The sequence below is a fragment of the Nocardia sp. NPDC057227 genome (assembly GCF_042669725.1).
Taxonomy (GTDB): domain Bacteria; phylum Actinomycetota; class Actinomycetes; order Mycobacteriales; family Mycobacteriaceae; genus Nocardia; species Nocardia asteroides_A.
Genome location: NZ_JBHUXA010000026.1, coordinates 78,455 through 97,074 on the forward strand (window position 1 = coordinate 78,455; position 18,620 = coordinate 97,074).

Sequence of the window (18,620 nt, forward strand, 5' to 3'; positions counted from 1 at the left end):
CAGCGAAATTTCGCTGCCGCTCCGGGGCGGGGTGGTGCGTGGCGGTCAGGCGACCGGGGTGGTCGCCGGTTCGTTGCCGGTCTCCGCGGCGGCCGCTTTGCGGTTGCGCCGGATGCTGGACCAGAAGGCGGCGCCGATGAAGGCGACGCCGACCAGGCCGGTAATGATCTCGTTGATGTGCACGCCGATCGAGACCAGCAGGATGGTGGCGAGCGCGCCGATCGCCCAGTGCGCGCCGTGCTCCAGGTACACGTACTCGGACAGCGTGCCCTGGCGGACCAGGTAGACGGTGATCGAGCGGACGAACATGGCGCCGATCAGGCCGAGGCCGAGCGCGATGATGATCGGGTCGGCGGTGATGGCGAAGGCGCCGATGACGCCGTCGAAGGAGAACGAGGCGTCCAGGACTTCCAGGTAGAGGAAGAGGAAGAAGCCCGCCTTGCCGGTGGCCTTGGCCAGGTCGGAGGGGCCGGTGCGCTTGCCCTCCAGCTCCTTGCCCGCTTCGTCGAGGTCTTCCTCGACATCCTCGGTGTGGAACATCGAGCCGAGGCCGTCGACGGCGATGTAGGTGATCATGCCGAGCAGCCCGGCCAGCAGCACGGTGGCGCGGTTGTCGTCGTCGGCCAGGAACTCCGCGGCCAGCACCAGCGCGATACCGGAGACCACGATCGAGAGCATGTCCAGCTTGCCCGCCTTGGCCAGCGGCTTCTCCAGCCAGCTCAGCCAGGTGATCTCGCGCTCCTCGAAGATGAAGTTCAGGAAGAGCAGCGCCAGGAACAGGCCGCCGAAGGCCGCGATCTGCGGGTGCGCGTCGGTGATCAGGGTTTCGTAGCTCGCGCTGCCGTCCGGGAAGTAGGCGGCGTCGTCGGCGGGCGGGTTCAGCGCGAGGTCGAACGCCTGCACCGGGTTCAGCCCCGCGGTGACCCAGATGATCGCCAGCGGGAACAGCAGCCGCATGCCGAAGACGGCGATCAGGATGCCGACGGTGAGGAAGATCTTCTGCCAGAATTCACTCATCCGCCGCAGGACCGTGGCGTTGATGACGGCGTTGTCGAAGGAGAGCGACACCTCGAGGATGCCGAGGATGAGGCAGAGGAACAGTGCGGTCGGGCCGCCGTACAGGAAGGCCGCGACCAGTGAGATCACTGTGACGAGGCCGGAGAGGCCGAATATGCGCAGGACCACCGGGGGGACCTTTCGTTGTCGAGGCCGAACTTGACCGCCGTCCAGGGTGAATGCGTCGCCGCGCATTGTCCACCTGGGACGACGCCGCACGAGAAGGGGGCCCGTTACCGGGCCCCCTCACACGTGGTCGTGCGTCAGACGTTCACGCCGTAGTCGCGCGCGATGCCGGACAGGCCGGAGGCGTAGCCCTGGCCGATGGCGCGGAACTTCCACTCGGCGCCGTTGCGGTACAGCTCGCCGAAGACCATCGCGGTCTCGGTGGAGGCGTCCTCGGAGAGGTCGTAGCGGGCGAGCTCCTCGCCGTTGCTGCGATCCGAGACCCGGATGTAGGCGTTGCGGACCTGGCCGAAGGACTGCTGGCGGGTCTCCGCGTCGTAGATCGAGACCGGGAAGACGATGCTCTCGATGTTCGCCGGGGTGTTGGCCAGGTCGACGTTGATGACCTCGTCGTCGCCCTCGCCCTCGCCGGTGCGGTTGTCGCCGGCGTGCTCGATGGCGCCCTCCGGGGACTTCAGGTTGTTGAAGAACACGAAGTGCTGGTCGGACACGACCTTCTTGTCCGCGCCTGCCGCGATGGCGCTGGCATCCAGGTCGAAGTCGGTACCCGTTGTGGTCCGAACGTCCCAGCCGAGGCCGACCGCGACGGCCGTCAGGTTGGGGGCTGCCTTGCTCAGCGAAACGTTGCCGCCCTTGGACAGACTGACACCCATGCGGGAATCCCTTTCGATGGTCGGTGTGTGATCCCGACATGTCCGAATCGCCGGGTACGCCATACGACACTAGTAGGTTTCGGCGAACTTGCGTAGGAACCGGCGCTCAGGGCCATCTCCTACGATCGGGGCGTGGCAGGGCGCAGGCGTGGATGGTTCGGCTCGTCGGGGCGCGACGAGTGGATCGAGCAGGCTCGGGCCGGTGTGGTCGCGGCCTTTCTGGACATGGACCGACGGCAGAGCGCTGCCGATTCGGCGGTGCTCGCGGTCGCCGAGGTGCGGCCCGATCCGGCGCTCGCGCGGCGCTGGGAACCGGTCCGCAACCGCTGCTACGCGGCGGCCGGGGTGTATCTGGCCCTGAACGACGATCTGGAGGCGGCGGAGCGGGACGGCACCCCGGTGCCGGGCGGCGCGCCGCGCGCCGAGCAGGTCACCAGGCAGCTCGCCGAGGCGGCGCGCGCGGTGGACGAGTTCTGGAACGCGAACCGGGCCCGGCTGGAGGACGCGGTCGCGGTGCTGGGCGCGGTGCCCCGGTTCGCCGAGGAGGTGAGCGCCGAGGCGGAGCGGGTGCTCGGTGCCGCTGCGAGCTCGGAGTACGCCGGATACCGCTCGATTCGCTCCGGGGTCGCCGCGGTGGATGAGGCGCTGCTCACACTGGCCGCGGCCACCACGGCGGGGCCGGGCCGGGTGCGCGCCGCCGCGACCGCGCTGCGCGAGCTGACCGCGCTGCTGTCGGAAGCATTGGCGCAGGCCCCTTCTCGGCGCGGCGCCGCGGCCAATGCGATCGCCTCGGTGACCACCCGCATCGCCGCCGTCCGGACCAGGGCCGAAGGGCTCGCCGCCGCCTACTCGGCGCTGCTGCGCGAGTTCAACGCTGCGAGTTCGGCAGATCTGACCAACAATGAGCGGGAGAGCCAGCAGGCCGTCGCCGCCGCGGACACCGCACTCGCGGGTGCGCGGGCCGCGGCGGCCGCGCACGATCCGGAGACCGCGCTTGAACTGACCACTTCCGCGCGCGCCAGCCTCGCGGCGGCCGAGCAGCAGGTCGATGCCGTCACCCGGCGACTCACCCTGCTGCGCGAGGTCGCCGCGAACCCGAATTCCAAGGCCGAGGCCGTACGATTCCGGCTGCGGGACGCGCAGATGCTCGCGGTGAGCCGGGGGCTCGTCGCCGAATGGGGTTCGGTACTCGATGCCCAGATCGACCGAATCGACCGCGCCGCCGCCGCCCTGACCGGTAGGCACCCGAACTACTGGGCATACGTCACAGAGCTCGACACCATCGCGGAATTCATCACCGGCGTGGTGGATCGAATGCGAAAAGAACCAGGACACCGACGAGGATGAGGACGGGGCCGCGATGACCGCGAGCGTTGCCGTCGCGCAGGAGGTCTCCCTGCGCAAACGGAAGCTGCTGTGCCATTTCCGGCAGCTGCCGGAGGGAAGGGCGCCGGAGCTGTTCCACCGGCGGCCGCAGTCGTTCGGCGACAGCGATGAGCGGGAGCTGCTCGCGATCGCGCTCGGCGCGACGCTGTACGTCCCGGCGACCAGGGACGACCTAGCGGGAACCATCCGGCGCCGGGCCGCGCGCGGCGTCTGTTCCATGGTGATCGACCTGGAGGACGCGGTCGCCGACCACGAGGTCGAGTGGGCGAAGGCGCAGGCGGTCGCGGTGCTCGACGAGCTCGCCGCCGACCCGGACCCCAACCCGATGCTCTTCGTGCGGGTGCGCGACGCCGCCACCATCACCGAGATCGCGGAGGCGCTCGGTGCAGGCGCCGCGGTACTCACCGGCTTCGTCTTCCCCAAGTTCGACAGCCTCACCGGCCCCTCCTATTTCGCGGCGCTCGCGGTGGCGACGCAGCGGCTCGGCCGGACCGTGTACGCCATGCCGGTGCTGGAGTCGGCGGCGCTGGTGCACCGGCAGACCAGGGACCGGGAGCTCACCCGGATCGCGGAGCTGCTGGCCGCGCACCGGGAGCAGGTGCTCGCGGTGCGGGTCGGCGCCACCGACATGTGCGCCACCTTCGGCATCCGCCGCGACCGCGACCTCACCATCTACGACGTCCGGGTGGTCGCCGACGTGATCGCCGACATCGTGAACTACCTGGGCCGCGCCGACGGCTCCGGCTTCGTGATCACCGGCCCGGTCTGGGAGTACTTCGCCGACCACGAGCGGATGTTCCGGCCGCTGCTGCGCACCGCCCCCTTCGAGGAGTCGGACGCGGTGAAATTTCGCCAGTACCTGGTGAGCCGGGATCTGGACGGGCTGCTCAGGGAGATCACGCTGGACCGGGCCAACGGCATCCAGGGCAAGACGGTGATCCACCCGTCGCACGTGGCCGCCGTGCACGCGCTCTCGGTGGTGACGCACGAGGAGTACTCGGACGCGCTGGACATCCTGCGCGCCGACGTCGGCGGGGTCGCGGCCTCCGGCTACCGGAACAAGATGAACGAGATGCGCCCGCACCGCAGCTGGGCCAGGCAGACCGTGCTGCGCGCGCGGGTCTTCGGGGTGGCGAACAAGGGCGTCTCCTTCGTCGACCTGCTCACCGCGCTGGTGACGGAATGAGCTGGGCGACCAGGGAGCTCGGCTTCGGCGTACACCACGGCTCGGGCACGGCGACCGTGCCCGAGCTGATCGAGCCGGGGCTGCGCAGGGGCAACCCGCGGCGCGCGCACCTGCTGGTCTCCACGGTGCTCGGCAAGCACATCCCGACCGACCCCGCCGCGGTGCTCGACGCCGGGAATCGCCTGGGTGACCTGGTGCGCGAGCGGCTGGGCGAGAGCGCCGCCGTCGTGCTCGGCTTCGCCGAGACCGCGACCGGGCTCGGGCACTGCGTCGCCGCCCGGATCGGCGCCAGGTGCTACCTGCACTCCACCCGCCGCGCGGTGCCGGGCGCGCACACCTTCGCCGGGTTCGAGGAGGGACACTCGCACGCCACCTCGCACCTGCTGCAGCCGGAGCCCGCCGAGGTCTTCGCCGACGGGCTGCCGCTGGTCCTGGTCGACGACGAGATCTCGACCGGGGCCACCGCGGTGGAGGCCCTGCGCGCGCTGCACGCCGTCGCGCCGCGCACGCACTACGTGCTGGCCAGCCTGGTCGACATGCGCACGGCGGCGGATCGGGCGAAGGTCGAGGCCGCGGCCGCCGAGCTGGGCGCCCGGATCGACACCGTGTGCCTGGCGGCGGGGCGCGCCGAGGTGCCCGCCGACCTGCCCGCCGCGGTGGCGGCGCTGCCCGAGCACCGGCTGAACCCGGTCGCCGCGCGGCGAGGTTCGGTGGCGCGGGTGCGGCTGCCGTGGCCCGACGCCGTTCCGGAGGGCGGGCGGCACGGGTTCCTGCGCGCTGATCTGCCCGGGTTCGAGCAGGCGCTGACCGCCGCCGCGGCGGCGCTGCGGAGCGGGCTCGACCCTGCCCGGCCGGTTGTCGTGGTCGGCCACGAGGAGCTCATGTACCTGCCGCTTCGCCTGGCCGATGCGCTGGCCGCGGCGGGTACCCCGGCGCGGTTCCAGACCACGACGCGCTCACCGGCGTACGTACTGGACGAGCCGGATTACCCGCTGCGCCGCGGCTTCCGGTTCACCGCGCCGGAGTCCGGCGACGACGCGCCGCGCTACCTCTACAACGCGGCCTGGCCCGGCGGCGCCGACCCGCTGCTCGTGCTGGTACTGGACGAACCAGCCGACACCCCCGCGCTCATCGCCGCCGGCGGGCTGCTCGACGTGCTCACCGCCGGGGGCGCCGATGTGCTGGTCGCGGTGGTTCCCGGCGCCGATCCGCGGTCGCTGCGCGCGGCCCGCGCGCTGCCGGAGCCGCTGTACGGCCCCGACTTCGGCTCCTACGCCGCCGACGAGGTGGCCTGGCTGCTCACAGACCTCTCCGCGCTCGACCTGGAGGCCGATGTGGCGGAGCGGGAGCGCCGGATCCAGGCCGGGGTCGCGCACTACGCGGAGTCGCTGCCGATCGAGTTCCAGCCGGACGCCGCCTACCGCGAGCTGTTCGAGAAGGTCCTCGCCGACAGCGCCGAGCGGCTCGCGCTCGCCGTCGGCACGGTGGCCGAGTTGGTGGTCGCCGAGCGCGGAGACGACGTGGTGCTGGCCTCGCTGGCCAGGGCGGGGACGCCGATCGGCATCCTCATGCGGCGCTGGCTGCAGCGCCGGAGCCCGGCACTCGAGGTGCCGCACTACGCCGTGTCCATCGTGCGCGATCGAGGTATCGACGCGGTGGCGCTGGATTACCTGGCGGCGCACCACGACCCCGCCTCGGTGGTCTTCGTGGACGGCTGGACCGGCAAGGGTGCCATCGCCAGGGAGCTCACCGCCGCGCTGGACGAGTACCGCGCCGCGGGCGGCGCCCGCTTCGACGGTGAGCTCGCGGTGCTCGCCGACCCGGGCCACTGCGTGCGCACCTTCGGCACCCGCGACGACTTCCTGATCGCCTCGGCCTGCCTGAATTCCACCGTCTCCGGGCTGGTCTCCCGGACCGTGCTGAACGCCGAGCTGATCGGCCCCCGCGATTTCCACGGCGCCAAGTTCTACCGCGAACTCGCCGCCGACGACGTCTCCGGGCGGCTGCTCGACACCGTCACCGCGGCCTTCGACACCGTGCGCGACCGGGTGCCCGCGCAGGTGGCGGCGCTCCGGGCGGGCGACCGCACCCCGACCTGGACCGGGTGGGAGTCGGTGGAGCGGGTGCGCGCCGAGTACGGCATCGGCACGGTCAATTTCGTCAAGCCCGGGGTCGGGGAGACCACGCGCGTGCTGCTGCGCCGGGTGCCGTGGCGGGTGCTGGTGCGGGAGGCCGACGCGCCGGAGCACGCGCACATCCGGATGCTGGCCGCGGCGCGGGATGTCCCGGTCGAGGTCGTGCCCGACCTGGCCTATTCGTGTATGGGATTGATCAAGGACGTGCAGTGAGCTCTGCTCTACCGGCCCTGGTGGCCACCGACCTGGACCGCACCATGATCTACTCGCGGGCGGCGAGCGGTGACGCCGACGCGCTGGTCTGCGTGGAGTATCTGGACGGGGAGCCGCTCTCCTTCATGACCGAGCGGGCCGCCCTCCGGCTCCGGGAGCTGGCCGGGCTCGCCGTCGTGCTGCCGACCACCACCAGGACCATCGAGCAGTACCGGCGGATCGCGCTGCCCGGCGGGCCGTTCCGGTACGCGGTGACGAGCAACGGCGGGAACCTGCTTGTCGACGGGGAGCCGGATGATGCGTGGCGGGCTGCGGCCGGGCGGGATGCGGCGGCGGGCGGGGCCGGGCTGGCCGAGGTGCGGGCCGAGCTGCTGCGGCGGATCGACGATTCCTGGGTGCTCAAGTTCCGGGAGGCGGACGAGCTCTTCTGCTACCTGGTGGTGAACGTGGCGGCCATGCCGGCGGGGTTCCTCGCGGAGTGGGACGGGTGGTGCCGGGCGCACGGGTGGAGTGCCTCGCAGCAGGGGCGGAAGATCTATGCCATGCCGGTGGCGGTGTGCAAGAGCGTTGCCGTTGCCGAGGTTCGGCGGCGGCTGCTCGACGAAGGTCGGTTGACGCTCGACGCGCCCTTGCTCGCCGCGGGGGACGGGGCGTTGGACGCGGAGTTGCTGGCGTCGGCGGATTTCGCTGTGCGGCCGCGGCACGGGGAGCTGGAGGAATTGGGCTGGAGCAGTCCGAATCTCGTGCTCACGGAGTCGCGGGGGGCCGATGCGGGGGCCGAGATGGTGGAGTGGTTCCACACCGGCGTCGGTGCGTCCGCCGCCACGGCGGCGAAAAGGCTCGCGGGGTAGGCCTTCGGCCTACCCCGCACCCCACCGGCTCGTCAGGGCTGGGAGTTCAGGCCCTTCTCCAGGACGGGCCAGGAGGCCTTGAGGTCGTCCTGCCAGTAGCCCCAGGAGTGGGTGCCGCTGTCGCGGTAGACGAAGGTGGCGGGGATGCCGAGATCGCGCAGGCGGTTGTCCAGGTTGTGGGTCGACCAGTTGACGCCCGCCTCGATGACCGCGCCGATCGCGACGGTCTGCGGGGTATCGGCCGGCTTCTCCAGCCGGAACTTCCCGCCCGGCTCGTCGTAGACGCCGGGGATCCCGCTGCCGGTGGAGACGAACAGGTCAGTGCCGCGCAGCTGCTCGGCGTTCACGATGGGGTCGTTCGCCTTCCACAGCGGATCGTCGGCCGGGCCCCACATGTTCTCGGCGTCGCCGCCGCCCCAGGTCTCCACGGTGACCTTCACCATGTTCTGGCCGATGGGGTCACTGGTCTGCGCCAGCCCGCTGTAGACGGCCGCGCTGCGGTACAGCCCGGGCTTGGCGATGGCCAGGTTCAGCACCGACACCCCGGACATCGAGAGCCCGGCGATGGCGTTCACCTTGTTCGTGCCGAGCACCGCGTCGACCAGCGGCGGCAGCTCCTCGCTGATGTAGGTCTTCCACTTGTTCACGCCGAGGACCGGGTCGGTCGACTTCCAGTCGGTGTAGAAGGTCCAGGCGCCGCCGATGATCTGCACCACGTTGACGTTCTTGTCGCCGAGGAACTGCAGTGCGTCGGTCATCCGCTGCCAGGAGGCCGAGTCGACGCCACCGCCAGCCCCGTTCAGCAGGTAGAGCGAGGGCCGCGGCGCCGAGGTGTCGGCGGGGCGGAGCACGTCGACCATCAGGGTCTTGTTCATGGCGGCCGAGTGGATGTGCAGCCGGACGTTGCGCGCGTCGAGTGCCTCCACCTTCTCCACGTAGGAGCCGCCCGGCGCGACCGCCTTGGCGGTCACGACGTTCGGGGCCGGTGCCGGTTCGGCGAGAGCCGGGCTCACCGAGCCGATCAGGCAGGCGGCGAGTACCGCCGCGACCATGGTTCGCCTACCGGCGCGGCGGATCGACATCCTCGTCCTTCGTTCGTCCTGCAACCGCGAGAATTCGCGGCCCACCGAATCGATCGGCGGAGCGCGCCCGAATATACCGGCGCGCAGCCGTTCTCAGTACTGTTGCTGCTGTCCGGCCAATTGCTGGGCGATCACGCCCTGCAACCGCTGCAGCCCGCCGACCGTCATCCCGCTCTGCAACTGCCCCTCGATGGTGCGGACCACCTGGGAATCGCTGAGCACCTTCTCGCTGGACTGGATGAGCACGGTGCCCGCGCCGGTGAAGTCGAACTGCCGCTCCTCGCCGGAGCTGACGCCGAACCGCGCCGCGCCCGCCGCCAGGAAGTCGGTGATCCAGCGCTGGTCGTAGTGGTGGCTCGGGGACGGGCAGTCCGCCCAGCCGACCAGCGACTCCGGGTCGACCCGCAACGGCGGCTCGGCGAACATGACCGGGCCGTTCGAGGAGGCGAGGAACTTGCCGGTGCCGATCAGGGTGAGGAAGCCGGGCACGATGGACTGGTTCAGCGAGAGCCCCGGCTCGAAGGCGAGCAGGTTGGCCGCGCGGATGGTGAGGTTGCCCTCGTCCAGGTCGTAGGAGTTGATGTCGTAGCCGCGGTCGCCGATGATCAGCTTCCCGTGCCCCTCTGCCACCACGTAGTCACCGGTGAAGAGCGGCGCGGAGAACTGGGTGGAGACCATGTGCAGCAGCCCGCCGTGCAGGCCGTGCGTGAGCACCTGGAAGTTCATCTGCCCGTAGTAGGCGATCATCGCGCCCTTGCGCATGAACCAGGGCTTGTTCAGGTCGATGGAGTACGCGTAGCTGTTTCCCGGGATGTTGTCGCTCTCACCGAGATTCATGGGGTTCAGGATCTGGCTCATGGCTCACAACTTCTCTTCGGAGGCCTGCACGTAGACGATGCCCTGGCCGACGCAGTGCAGCTGCATCGCCTCACCGGCGCCGCGGCCGACCGCGTCCCGCCAGCTCATCGCCGTCTTCAGCTCGGTCTGCACATTGCCGTACGCGGCGACGAAGGCCTGCGGATCGACCACGATCGGGTTCGGCCCGCCCACCTGCAGCTCCAGGAACCCGCCGTGCGCGAGCAGCACCGCCGAGCCCTGGCCGCTGAGCTGGGTGGTGAACATGCCCTGCCCGGTGAGCGCGCCGGAGGCGGCGCCGCGCAGCGCGCCCATGATGCCGCCGCCACCACCGCCGCCGCCACCGCTGTTCGAGCTCGCCACCGAGACGATCGAGCTCTGCAGCTGCGCGGAGTTGGCCAGCAGCCGGGAGGCCTCCACCCGGAGCACCGCCCCCTGCTGCATCTGCACCACGTGCACCTCGAGCCCGGCCAGGCCGTAGTGCACCTCGCCGTTGCCCTGGGCCAGCATCGTGCTCTCGTGCTCGCCCGCCATCATCCGGCCGGCCATGCGCATCATGCCGCCGCCCATGCCGCCCATGCCGCCGCCGCCCATGCCCGCGATCTGGTGCGGGGAGAACGAGACGTCGCCGGTGTAGAAGAGCATCGCGCCCTTGCGCGCGACCACGCCGCCCGCCGCGCCGGTGTTGACCTTGACGACCTTGCCGTTGACCTTCTCGAACATGCTGCGCCCCTTACCGTTCCGCGGGCTGGATCAGTACGACGCCCTGCCCGTCCCAGCGCAGCGAGAAGGCCTCGCCCGCGTCCTGCCCCATGACCGTGCGCCACGAGACGTCGGTGACGAAGGACTGGTTCAGATTGCCCTGAGCGGCGACGAAGGCATCCGGATCGACGATCAGCGGGTACTGCGGGCTGACCTCGAGGTGGATCAGCGGGCCGCCCGCGGAGAGCAGGGCCACCTGGCCCTGCCCGGTGACCGTCGTGGTGAACAGCCCCGCGCCGGTGCTGGCGCCGCGCACCCCGGCGAAGCGGATGTCGGTGCGCAGATTGCCCGCGAAGGCGAGCAGCTGCTGCGACTCCACCTGCAACGTCTCGTTGTTCAGGTTCACCACGGTGACGTTCTGCCCGTTCACCGCGAAGAAGACGCGGCCGTTGCCGCCGCACTCCATGAGTGAGAGCTTCTCACCGGTGGCGCGGCGCTTGAGCCCGGCCAGCACGCCGTCGCCGCCGCCGAACCCGGCGGACTTGAACTGCACGTTTCCTTCGTAGGCGATCATCGAGCCGGAGATCGCGCGGACACTGGTGCCGGCGAGGTGGGCTTCGATCACCTTCTTCGACTGCTCGAACAGCTGTGCCATAGGAAGTCGCCTGTGGTCTCGGGGGAACGGCGCAGGGTTCGCGGTGTTCCGTGCGAGCGACACAGTAACCGATCCGGCTGTGGCCTGCGGTCTTCGCGAACGCCGGTTGTGCACAGGTTCCGATTTGTCCCCAATTGTCCCCAGGATGTTCACGCTGCCGCGCCCGCGGGCGATTCTCGTAGAGTGGCTTCGAACGCACCGACAAGCGAAGGGTCGAACTTGTCCGCATCACTCGCCAAAGGCCAGAACGGCCCACTGGCAGTCAACGACGTCGTGGTCTCCATCCAGCTCACGGCTCCCGCGGATCTCTCCGCGCTGCTCGTCACCGAACAGGGGAAGGTCCGCACCGACGCCGACTTCGTCTTCTTCAATCAGCCGAGCGGTCCCGGCGTGAACCTGGTGCCCGCGGCCGGGGGACCCGCGGCGCTCGCGGTCTCGCTCGCGCAGGTGCCGCCGGACATCGCGCAGATCCGCGCGGTGATCACGCTGGAGGATTCGAACAGCAACTTCGGCCGGTTCCCCGCCCCGACCGCGATCGTCTCCGACGCGTCGGGCAACCAGCTCTTCGAGTATCGGATCGACGGCCTGGCCAGCGAGTCCATCGTGATCGCGCTGGAGCTGTACCGGCGCCAGGGTGCCTGGAAGGTGCGCGCGGTCGGGCAGGGTTACGCGGGCGGGTTCGCGGCGCTGGTCACCGATCACGGTGTGAGCGTCGACGATTCGCCCGCCCCGCAGGCGCAGAGCGCGCCGCCCCCGCCGCCGCCCGCGCCGACCCAGGTCGCGCAGCCGACGCAGGGCGGGTACCCGCCGCCGCAGCAGTCGGCGCCGACCCAGGGCTACCCGCCGCCGCAGCAGGGTGGGCCGGGTGGCTTCCCGCCCCCGCCGCAGCAGGGTGGGCCGGGCGGCTACCCGCCCCCGCCGCAGGGCGGCCAGCAGGGCTACCCGCCCCCGCAGCAAGGCGGCCAGCAGGGCTACCCGCCGCCGCCGCAGCAGGGCGGCCAGCAGGGCTCGCCGCCGCAGCAGGGCGGCTACCCGCAGCAGGGTCACCCCCAGGGCGGCTACCCGCCCGCCGCCCCGCCGCAGCAACCGCCCGCCGAGGTGAGCCTGAGCAAGGACCGGCCGGTCAGCCTGGAGAAGGGCCAGCGGGTCACGCTGCGCAAGGAGGGCGGCGTGCAGCTGACCTTCGTCAAGATGGGGCTCGGCTGGGACCCGGTGCGCACCCGCGGCATGTTCGGCAGCCGCACCGTCGACATCGACCTCGATGCCTCGGTCACCCTGTTCGCCGACACCAACCTGGTCGACGTGGCCTACTACGGCCAGCTCAGCTCCAAGGACGGCTCGGTCCGGCACCAGGGCGACAACCTGACCGGCGAGGGCGACGGCGACGACGAGGTGATCCTGGTGGATCTCACCCGGGTGCCCGCGCACGTCAACACGCTGCTCTTCATCGTCACCTCCTACAAGGGGCACTCGTTCGAACAGGTGCAGAACGCGTTCTGCCGCCTGGTCGACGGCAGCAACAATGCCGAGCTGGCGCGCTTCACCCTGGCAGGCGGCATGCCGTTCACCGCCATGGCGATGGCCAAGATCTACCGCGCGGGCAGCGACTGGAAATTCGTCGCGCTCGGCGAGGGATTCCAGGCCAAGCACCCGGGCGAGGCGGTCCCGCAGCTGGGCCGATTCCTGGTGAACAGCTGAGCGGAGCAGATGTCGTGATCCAGTTGCAGGCCGGGCAGAACATCCCGCTCACCGGCGGGGCCGTGCGATTCGAGGCATCCGCCGGTGCGGCGCTGCGCCTCGCGGCCCTGGTGGTGGCGGACAACCTGCGGGTCACCGGCCCGGAGGATCACATATCCGCCGAGCGCCGGGCCGCGCCGGGCGTCGCGCTCACCGGCAGCGCCGTCGTCGTCGACCCGCCTGCCGTGCGGGCCGACGCGCAGGCGGTGCTGCTCGTCGCGGCCGTCGACCCGGCGGTGCCGCTGCCGCCCGGTGGGGTCGGCGTGGTCGATGCCGTGCTCACCGGGGCGGACGGGGCGGGGATCGCGCGGTTCACCGTCACCCCGTCGGCGGGGGAGACGGCGCTGATCTGCTTCGAGGTGTACCGGCGCGGGAACGGGTGGAAGCTGCGCGCGGTCGGGCAGGGGTACGCGGGCGGGATGGATGCGCTGCTGCCCGCGCACGGCATCGCCGCGCCCGCGCCGGAGAGCGCCGGCGGACCCGGTGGGGGCACCGCCCCCACCGCGGGAGGCGCAGCCGTGCCCGGTGCGCCGCTCGAGGTGGCGCACGGTCTCGAGCGGATCTGGATGATCTTCGAGGATGCGGCGCGGTCCGCGGCGGCGCTGATCGCGGCTCGCGACTATGCCGACAAGCGGCTGGACGAGGAGCTTTCCGCTGCTGTCTCCGATCCGGCTACCCGGAACACCCCTGCCGCCGAGCAGGCGCGGCAACTCGCGCAGCGGCGCTACGACGAGTTGATCGGGATAGCCGAGGGGAATCACCGCAGGGACAGTGAGCAGCTGCTGCGGGAGCTCGCCGAGGCGGATCGGTTGTTGCCGCCCGCGCTCGCTTCCTGGGAGGCACCCGCATGGGATCGTCCGCCCGCGGCGTCGGACGGGATCCGGCTCGGCGAGCTGTACGCGATCGAGCGCGGATCGCTGCGGGTGCCGTATTGCGTCCCGGTGCCGTTGAATCGGCCGCTCTGGATCGATACCGAGTCCAGTGCGGCTGTCGCGCCGGTGGTGGGGGCGCTGCTGGCGCGGTTGATCTCGGCGGCTCCGGAGCGGCGGACCGCTGTCGATCTCATCGACTTGAGTCAGGGGTTTCGGAGTCTTACCCCGCTGCTCGCGCCGGTGCTGGAGGGGGCGCCTATCAGCGACCACACCGACATTTCCGGGCGATTGCAGGAGTTGGTCGAGGCTGTCGAGTTGGCCGAGCTGGCTCTGAGTGGTGGGGCGGGGGTACCGCCGGGGGAGCATCGGATTCTGGTGGCTGCCGATTTCCCGCACGGGTATCAGGGGATTGATGTGCAGCGGCTGTCGACGCTGGTGCTGCGCGGGGGGCTGATCGGATTGTCCGTGGTGTTCGTGGGGGCGAACGAGTCGAACTCGACGGAGAGTGCGTTGGCCGCGTTGTCGCAGTCTTGTCGGCATCTGCCGACCATCGCCGGGACACCGTTGTTCGATCCCTGGACGGGGTCGGCTTGGGAGTTGGCGTTGGATCTGTTGCCGCAGGAGCCGGGGCGGCAGGCTCGGTTCTTACGGAGCGTGTAGTGGTTGAGTCAGAGGGGGGCTGGCTTTGGGCGGAGGGGTTCTGGGAGCCAGGGGAGTAGGGGGTCGGGGGACCGGTCGAGGACGCCGCCGAGGGGGTCGTCGGCGTAGTCGCGGCGGACCGGGTCTTCGGCGGGTCGGTAGATCTGGCGGACCACCAGGGCGCAGAGGGCAAGTACTGCCAGATCTCGGAGCAGGACTGTGGCGGTGAACCACTGTTCGGGGAGGCCCTTGCGGTCGGTTCCGAGGTAGTAGTACATGCGGGGGACCCAGACCAGGGCGTCGACGGTCATCCAGGCCAGGAGGATGCGGCGGTGGGGGAGCGCCAGTACCGCCAGGGGGACCAGCCAGAGGGAGTACTGGGGGCTCCACACCTTGTTGGTCAGCAGGAAGGCTGCGATCAGGAGGAAGCAGAGCTGGGCGAGGCGGGGGCGGTGGGGGGCTTTGAGGGCCAGGTAGGCGATGGCGAGGCAGGCCAGGGCGAAGGCGGCGAGGGAGACCGTGTTCAGGATGCCGGGAGCCTCGCCGTGCACCAGCTCTCCGTCGAAGCCGGACCAGCCGGTGAACGACGTGACCACGTTGTAGATCGAGTCGGGGTCGGCGTGCCTGGTGGTGTTCAGGCGGAAGAACTCGCGCCAGCCCTGGGGGTAGAGCAGGGCGATCGGCAGATTCACCAGGCCCCACGTCAGCAGGGCCGCGGCTACGGTGGCGCCCGCGGCGCCGAGCGGGCGGGTGCTGAGCACCTCGAGCCGCTGCCGCCTGCCGTCCCACCAGTCCAGGAAGGTGTCCAGGTTACGGATCGAGCTCAGCGGGGGGCCGGTGCGGGCGCCGGGAGCGCGGTGCAGCGGGTCGGCGCGCAGGCACAGCATCACCAGCGGGCCGAGCAGCAGCAGGGGATACAGCTTGGCGGCGCCGCCGAGGCCGAGCAGTACCCCGGCCAGCACCGGTCGCCGCCGGGCCCAGGCCAGCAGGCCGGTGGCGGCGAAGGCGGTGGCGATGGCGTCGAAATTGGTGAACGCGTGCACGATCACCAGCGGCGAGCAGACCAGCAGCGCGACATCCCACGGCCGCCTGCCTGCCGAGCGGGTGGTCGCCCAGACGGTGACCAGCCAGGCCAGCGCCAGCCCGATCGCCACCACGTTGAAGTAGACGACGACCTGCAGCGCCCCCGCTCCCGGCAGCGGCAGCATGTCGTAGGTCTTCGCGATCCGCATGGCCAGGTACTGGTAGAGCCCGGAGAGCACCGGATACTCCATGTACCTGACCTCGGTGCCGCCCTCGGGGGTCTGCTCGATCCAGTACTTCTTGTACGGGAAGGCGCCCTCGTTCAGCCGCTCCGCGCCGTACAGCGGCACGGTGTCGGAGTAGCACATGGCCACGTACTGGCGGCCGTTGTTCCAGTCCAGCGAGAGCTGGCCGTTGCCGTCCGCGGTCTGCTGGATGCAGGCCGCCTTGGTCGACCAGCCGAGCGCGAGGAAGAGCACCGCGAAGACGAGCAGCACGCGCAGCGGCGTCCAGTACCTGGCCCGGCCGATCAGCGCGTGATCGCCGACCGGCCCGCCGACCGCGGTGCTGAGCTGCGCGGCGAGCGAATCGTTTCGGCTCGGCTTGTCCCGCCCGTCCGCCGACCGCAGATCCGGCGCGAGCGGCGCGGGAGAGATGTAGCCGACCCGCGGGTGGTACACCGCGTCCGGGCCGGTGCCCGGCGAACCGGCGGCCGGCACGGTACCGCCGGCCGCTCGATCGTCGGCCACCTGCTGCTCGGTCACGAAATCCGAGGCTACCGGGAGCCGCTCGGCCTGCCGCCCTCCGACTCCTCGTTGCCGCCCGCGCCGGGGGCGCCGGTCGCCGTCGGCTGGCCGGGCAGCGGCCCGGCGTCCGGCTGGGTCTGCTGCTGCGGGCGCTGCTGCTGGGTCTGCGGCGCGATGCCTGGCACCGGGATGGTGATGCCGGGCAGGATCTCCACCTGCGACGGGGTGATCACCACCGGCGGCAGCGGCTCCGCCTCGGTGCTGGACGGCGGGGTGTAGGGGGCGGTCCACTCGGGCACGCCCGCCTGACCCTTGATCGGCGCCGGCTTCGGGAAGGTCTCGTTCGACGAGCCCTTGAGCGCGCCGTCCATGGTCAGCTTCCAGATGTCCGACGGCAGGCTGGAGCCGTAGATCATGGAACCGCCATAGTTGCGCAGCGCCGAGTTGTCGGTGCTGCCGACCCAGACCGCGGTGGCGAGCGACGGGGTGTACCCGACCATCCAGGTGTCCTTGTTCTCGCCGGTGTCGCCGAGCTGGGCGGTACCGGTCTTGGCCGCGGACTCCCTGCCGCCCGCCAGCCCGTGGTTGCGCGAGTAGCCCGCGATCGGCTTCATCGCCGCGGTGACATTGTCCGCCACCGCCGCCGAGACCCGCTGCTCACCGGGGACGTCGCCGCGGTCGAGCAGGGCGGTGCCGTCGGCGGTCACCACCCGGGAGACGAAGTGCGGCGCGTGGTACATGCCGGAGGCGGCGAAGGTCGCGTACACCGACGCCATGTCGAGCACCCTGGCCTGGTACTGGCCGAGCACGATGCCGTTGTTCGGGCCGGTGCCGTCCGCCTCGGTCAGCGTCTTGCCGACGCCGGGCAGCGACTCCGGGATGCCGAGCTTGTGCCCCATGTCCGCGATCTTCTGCGGGCCGTTCTGCATGTCCAGCTGCATCCGGTAGAAGCTGGTGTTCAGCGAGCGCTTGAGCGCCTCGGCGATGGTGCAGGTGCCGCACTGCTCGCCCTCGACGTTCGTGATCTTGATGCCGTTCACCGTCACCGGCGAGCTGTCGTACATCTGCGAGAGCGGAATGCCCTGCTCCAGGTTCGCGGCCAGGCCGATCGGCTTGAACGACGAGCCGACCTGCAGCCCGGCGTTGGCGAAGTCGTAGCCCTGGCCGTCCTCGCCGCCGTAGTAGGCGCGGACCGCGCCGGTGCGCGGGTCGATCGAGACGACCGCCGTGCGCAGCTGCTCCGGCTCGCCCTCCATCTTGGTGCGCGCGGCGTTCACCGCCGCCTCCTGCATCTGCGGGTCGATGGTGGTGGTGATCTGCAGGCCGTCGGTGTTGAGCTGCTGCTCGCTGATGCCTGCGGCGGAGAGCTCGCGCAGCACCTGGGTCTTGATCAGCCCCTCCGGGCCCTGGTCCAGCTCGTTGTCCTGCAGCGAGGCCAGCGGAATGACCGGCGGGTACTGCATGGACTGGCGCTCCGCGGCGGGCAGGTTGCCGCCCGCGGCCATGCCGTCGAGCACGTAGCCCCAGCGCGTCTTGGCGCCCTCCGGGTTCTTCTCCGGGTCGAGCGCGGACGGCAGCTGGATGGTGGCGGCGAGCACCGCACCCTCGGAGACGGTCAGCTCCTGCACCGGCTTGCCGAAGTACGCCTTCGCGGCGGCGTCGATGCCGTAGGCGCCGCGGCCGAAGTAGATGGTGTTCAGGTAGGCGGCGAGGATCTGCTCCTTGCTCCACTGGCGCGCCATCTTGGCCGAGATCACCAGCTCGCGCATCTTGCGGGTGAGCGACCGCTCGTCACCGACCATGGCGTTCTTCACGTACTGCTGGGTAATGGTCGAGCCACCGCCCGCGCTCTCCTTGCCGAGCAGGTTGTCCCTGGCGGCGCGGGCGAAGCCGGAGAGCGAGAAGCCCGGGTTGGAGTAGTAGTCCCGGTCCTCGGCCGCGATCACCGCGTTGCGCACGTGCGGCGGAATCTGGTCGATGCCGACCTCGGTGCGGTTGCCCTCCGGCGGGATCACCTTGCTGAGCACGGTGGTGCCGTCCGAGCCGAAGATGGTGGCGACCTGGTTGGTCTCCAGGTCGCCCGGCTTCGGCACCGAGACCGTGCTGTAGGCGACGAGGAACACCGCGCTCGGCACCACGATCATCAGCGCGACCAGCACGTAGAGGGTGCGGCGCAGGATCTTCCACGGGAACTTCTTCTTCCGCTGCCCGCCGCCGCCGCGGCCACCGCCCTTGCCGTCGCGGCGGGTGGGTGGGCCGGGCGGGCCACCCTGCCTGCTGCGTTCGCCGGTTGCGGTGCCATCGCGGCGGACCGCGGCGCGGCCGCCGGTGCCCGCGGGGGCCGCGCGCCGCGCGGCCTCGCCGGTCACGGGTCGCCGGACGGCGTCGCTCGCGCCGGGGCGGGTGCGCTCGGCGCTGCCCGCGCGCTGCGCGGGCTCGCCGGGGCGCGCGATGCGCTGGGTGCGGTTGGCCGGCTCGCCGGGGCCGGGGATCGGCCCGGACGGCACGCCGTCGCGGCGTGGCGGGCGTCCCTGGTTCTGCGCCGGGGGTCTCGGGCCGCCGGGGGCGGGGCGTCCGTTCGGCGGTGGGCCGCCGGGGGCGGGGCGCCCGTTCGGCGGCGGGCCGCCCTGGTACGGCCCTGTC

Annotated in this window: 14 protein-coding genes; 6 read left to right on the forward strand and 8 right to left on the reverse strand. The window is 71.2% G+C overall.

The window, feature by feature from the left end:
- Positions 1-45 precede the first annotated feature (45 nt).
- Both ACFUJ1_RS28315 and ACFUJ1_RS28320 read right to left on the reverse strand, forming a co-directional pair.
- Entirely contained in the window at positions 46-1,185 is a 1,140-nt protein-coding gene (locus ACFUJ1_RS28315) for a DUF475 domain-containing protein (RefSeq protein ID WP_378650310.1), read from the reverse strand.
- Positions 1,186-1,319: 134 nt separating this feature from the next.
- The gene (locus tag ACFUJ1_RS28320; protein WP_233015275.1) at positions 1,320-1,895 is read right to left on the reverse strand and encodes a TerD family protein; all 576 of its coding nucleotides are present in this window, start codon (positions 1,893-1,895) and stop codon (positions 1,320-1,322) included.
- Positions 1,896-2,027: 132 nt separating this feature from the next.
- Here ACFUJ1_RS28320 and ACFUJ1_RS28325 point away from each other — a divergent pair, with 132 nt between their 5' ends.
- Genes ACFUJ1_RS28325 through ACFUJ1_RS28340 form a run of 4 tightly spaced genes read left to right on the forward strand, consistent with a single transcriptional unit; the run spans position 2,028 to position 7,666 of the window.
- A complete protein-coding gene (locus ACFUJ1_RS28325) occupies positions 2,028-3,242 on the forward strand; it encodes a hypothetical protein (protein WP_378650312.1) in 1,215 nt (404 codons plus the stop codon).
- Between the two features lie 13 nt (positions 3,243-3,255).
- Positions 3,256-4,467 carry an HpcH/HpaI aldolase/citrate lyase family protein gene (locus tag ACFUJ1_RS28330; RefSeq protein ID WP_378650314.1) on the forward strand — a complete coding sequence of 404 codons (1,212 nt, stop codon included), beginning with the start codon at positions 3,256-3,258 and terminating at the stop codon, positions 4,465-4,467.
- The gene (locus tag ACFUJ1_RS28335; RefSeq protein ID WP_378650316.1) at positions 4,464-6,815 is read left to right on the forward strand and encodes a phosphoribosyltransferase; all 2,352 of its coding nucleotides are present in this window, start codon (positions 4,464-4,466) and stop codon (positions 6,813-6,815) included. Before ACFUJ1_RS28330 ends, ACFUJ1_RS28335 begins: the two co-directional genes overlap by 4 nt.
- On the forward strand, positions 6,812-7,666 hold the full coding sequence (locus ACFUJ1_RS28340) for an HAD family hydrolase (RefSeq protein ID WP_378650317.1): 855 nt from the start codon (positions 6,812-6,814) through the stop codon (positions 7,664-7,666). The genes ACFUJ1_RS28335 and ACFUJ1_RS28340 overlap by 4 nt, the downstream gene beginning before the upstream one ends.
- A gap of 32 nt (positions 7,667-7,698) precedes the next feature.
- On the opposite strand, the gene ACFUJ1_RS28345 is transcribed toward ACFUJ1_RS28340, so the two are convergent.
- The 4 genes from ACFUJ1_RS28345 to ACFUJ1_RS28360 form a co-directional block, all read right to left on the reverse strand.
- Entirely contained in the window at positions 7,699-8,748 is a 1,050-nt protein-coding gene (locus tag ACFUJ1_RS28345; protein WP_378650319.1) for an alpha/beta hydrolase, read from the reverse strand.
- 93 nt (positions 8,749-8,841) lie between these two features.
- On the reverse strand, positions 8,842-9,606 hold the full coding sequence (locus ACFUJ1_RS28350) for an AIM24 family protein (RefSeq protein WP_378650321.1): 765 nt from the start codon (positions 9,604-9,606) through the stop codon (positions 8,842-8,844).
- Positions 9,607-9,609: 3 nt separating this feature from the next.
- Complete coding sequence (locus tag ACFUJ1_RS28355; RefSeq protein WP_378650323.1) at positions 9,610-10,326, reverse strand: AIM24 family protein; 717 nt, start codon at positions 10,324-10,326, stop codon at positions 9,610-9,612.
- 10 nt (positions 10,327-10,336) lie between these two features.
- Positions 10,337-10,960 (reverse strand): AIM24 family protein, encoded by a 624-nt coding sequence (locus tag ACFUJ1_RS28360; RefSeq protein WP_378650325.1) that lies wholly within the window; start codon positions 10,958-10,960, stop codon positions 10,337-10,339.
- Between the two features lie 219 nt (positions 10,961-11,179).
- On the opposite strand from ACFUJ1_RS28360, the gene ACFUJ1_RS28365 reads away from it, so the two are divergent.
- Together ACFUJ1_RS28365 and ACFUJ1_RS28370 are read left to right on the forward strand one after the other, a co-directional pair.
- Positions 11,180-12,658 carry a TerD family protein gene (locus ACFUJ1_RS28365; protein WP_378650327.1) on the forward strand — a complete coding sequence of 493 codons (1,479 nt, stop codon included), beginning with the start codon at positions 11,180-11,182 and terminating at the stop codon, positions 12,656-12,658.
- Positions 12,659-12,672: 14 nt separating this feature from the next.
- Complete coding sequence (locus ACFUJ1_RS28370) at positions 12,673-14,229, forward strand: TerD family protein (protein ID WP_378650329.1); 1,557 nt, start codon at positions 12,673-12,675, stop codon at positions 14,227-14,229.
- 8 nt (positions 14,230-14,237) lie between these two features.
- Here the strand turns inward: ACFUJ1_RS28370 and ACFUJ1_RS28375 are convergent, their stop codons facing one another.
- Both ACFUJ1_RS28375 and ACFUJ1_RS28380 read right to left on the reverse strand, forming a co-directional pair.
- A complete protein-coding gene (locus ACFUJ1_RS28375) occupies positions 14,238-15,911 on the reverse strand; it encodes a glycosyltransferase family 87 protein (RefSeq protein WP_378650337.1) in 1,674 nt (557 codons plus the stop codon).
- Between the two features lie 95 nt (positions 15,912-16,006).
- On the reverse strand, positions 16,007-18,121 hold the full coding sequence (locus ACFUJ1_RS28380) for a transglycosylase domain-containing protein (RefSeq protein ID WP_378650339.1): 2,115 nt from the start codon (positions 18,119-18,121) through the stop codon (positions 16,007-16,009).
- Positions 18,122-18,620 lie beyond the last annotated feature (499 nt).

What these genes read in the sequence shown, in the direction of transcription:
- ACFUJ1_RS28320 (WP_233015275.1), bottom strand. Translation starts at nt 1,895, where the DNA reads ATGGGTGTCAGTCTGTCCAAGGGCGGCAACGTTTCGCTGAGCAAGGCA.
- ACFUJ1_RS28330 (WP_378650314.1), top strand. Translation starts at nt 3,256, where the DNA reads ATGACCGCGAGCGTTGCCGTCGCGCAGGAGGTCTCCCTGCGCAAACGG.
- ACFUJ1_RS28335 (WP_378650316.1), top strand. Translation starts at nt 4,464, where the DNA reads ATGAGCTGGGCGACCAGGGAGCTCGGCTTCGGCGTACACCACGGCTCG.
- ACFUJ1_RS28345 (WP_378650319.1), bottom strand. Translation starts at nt 8,748, where the DNA reads ATGTCGATCCGCCGCGCCGGTAGGCGAACCATGGTCGCGGCGGTACTC.
- ACFUJ1_RS28350 (WP_378650321.1), bottom strand. Translation starts at nt 9,606, where the DNA reads ATGAGCCAGATCCTGAACCCCATGAATCTCGGTGAGAGCGACAACATC.
- ACFUJ1_RS28355 (WP_378650323.1), bottom strand. Translation starts at nt 10,326, where the DNA reads ATGTTCGAGAAGGTCAACGGCAAGGTCGTCAAGGTCAACACCGGCGCG.
- ACFUJ1_RS28360 (WP_378650325.1), bottom strand. Translation starts at nt 10,960, where the DNA reads ATGGCACAGCTGTTCGAGCAGTCGAAGAAGGTGATCGAAGCCCACCTC.
- ACFUJ1_RS28380 (WP_378650339.1), bottom strand. Translation starts at nt 18,121, where the DNA reads ATGATCGTGGTGCCGAGCGCGGTGTTCCTCGTCGCCTACAGCACGGTC.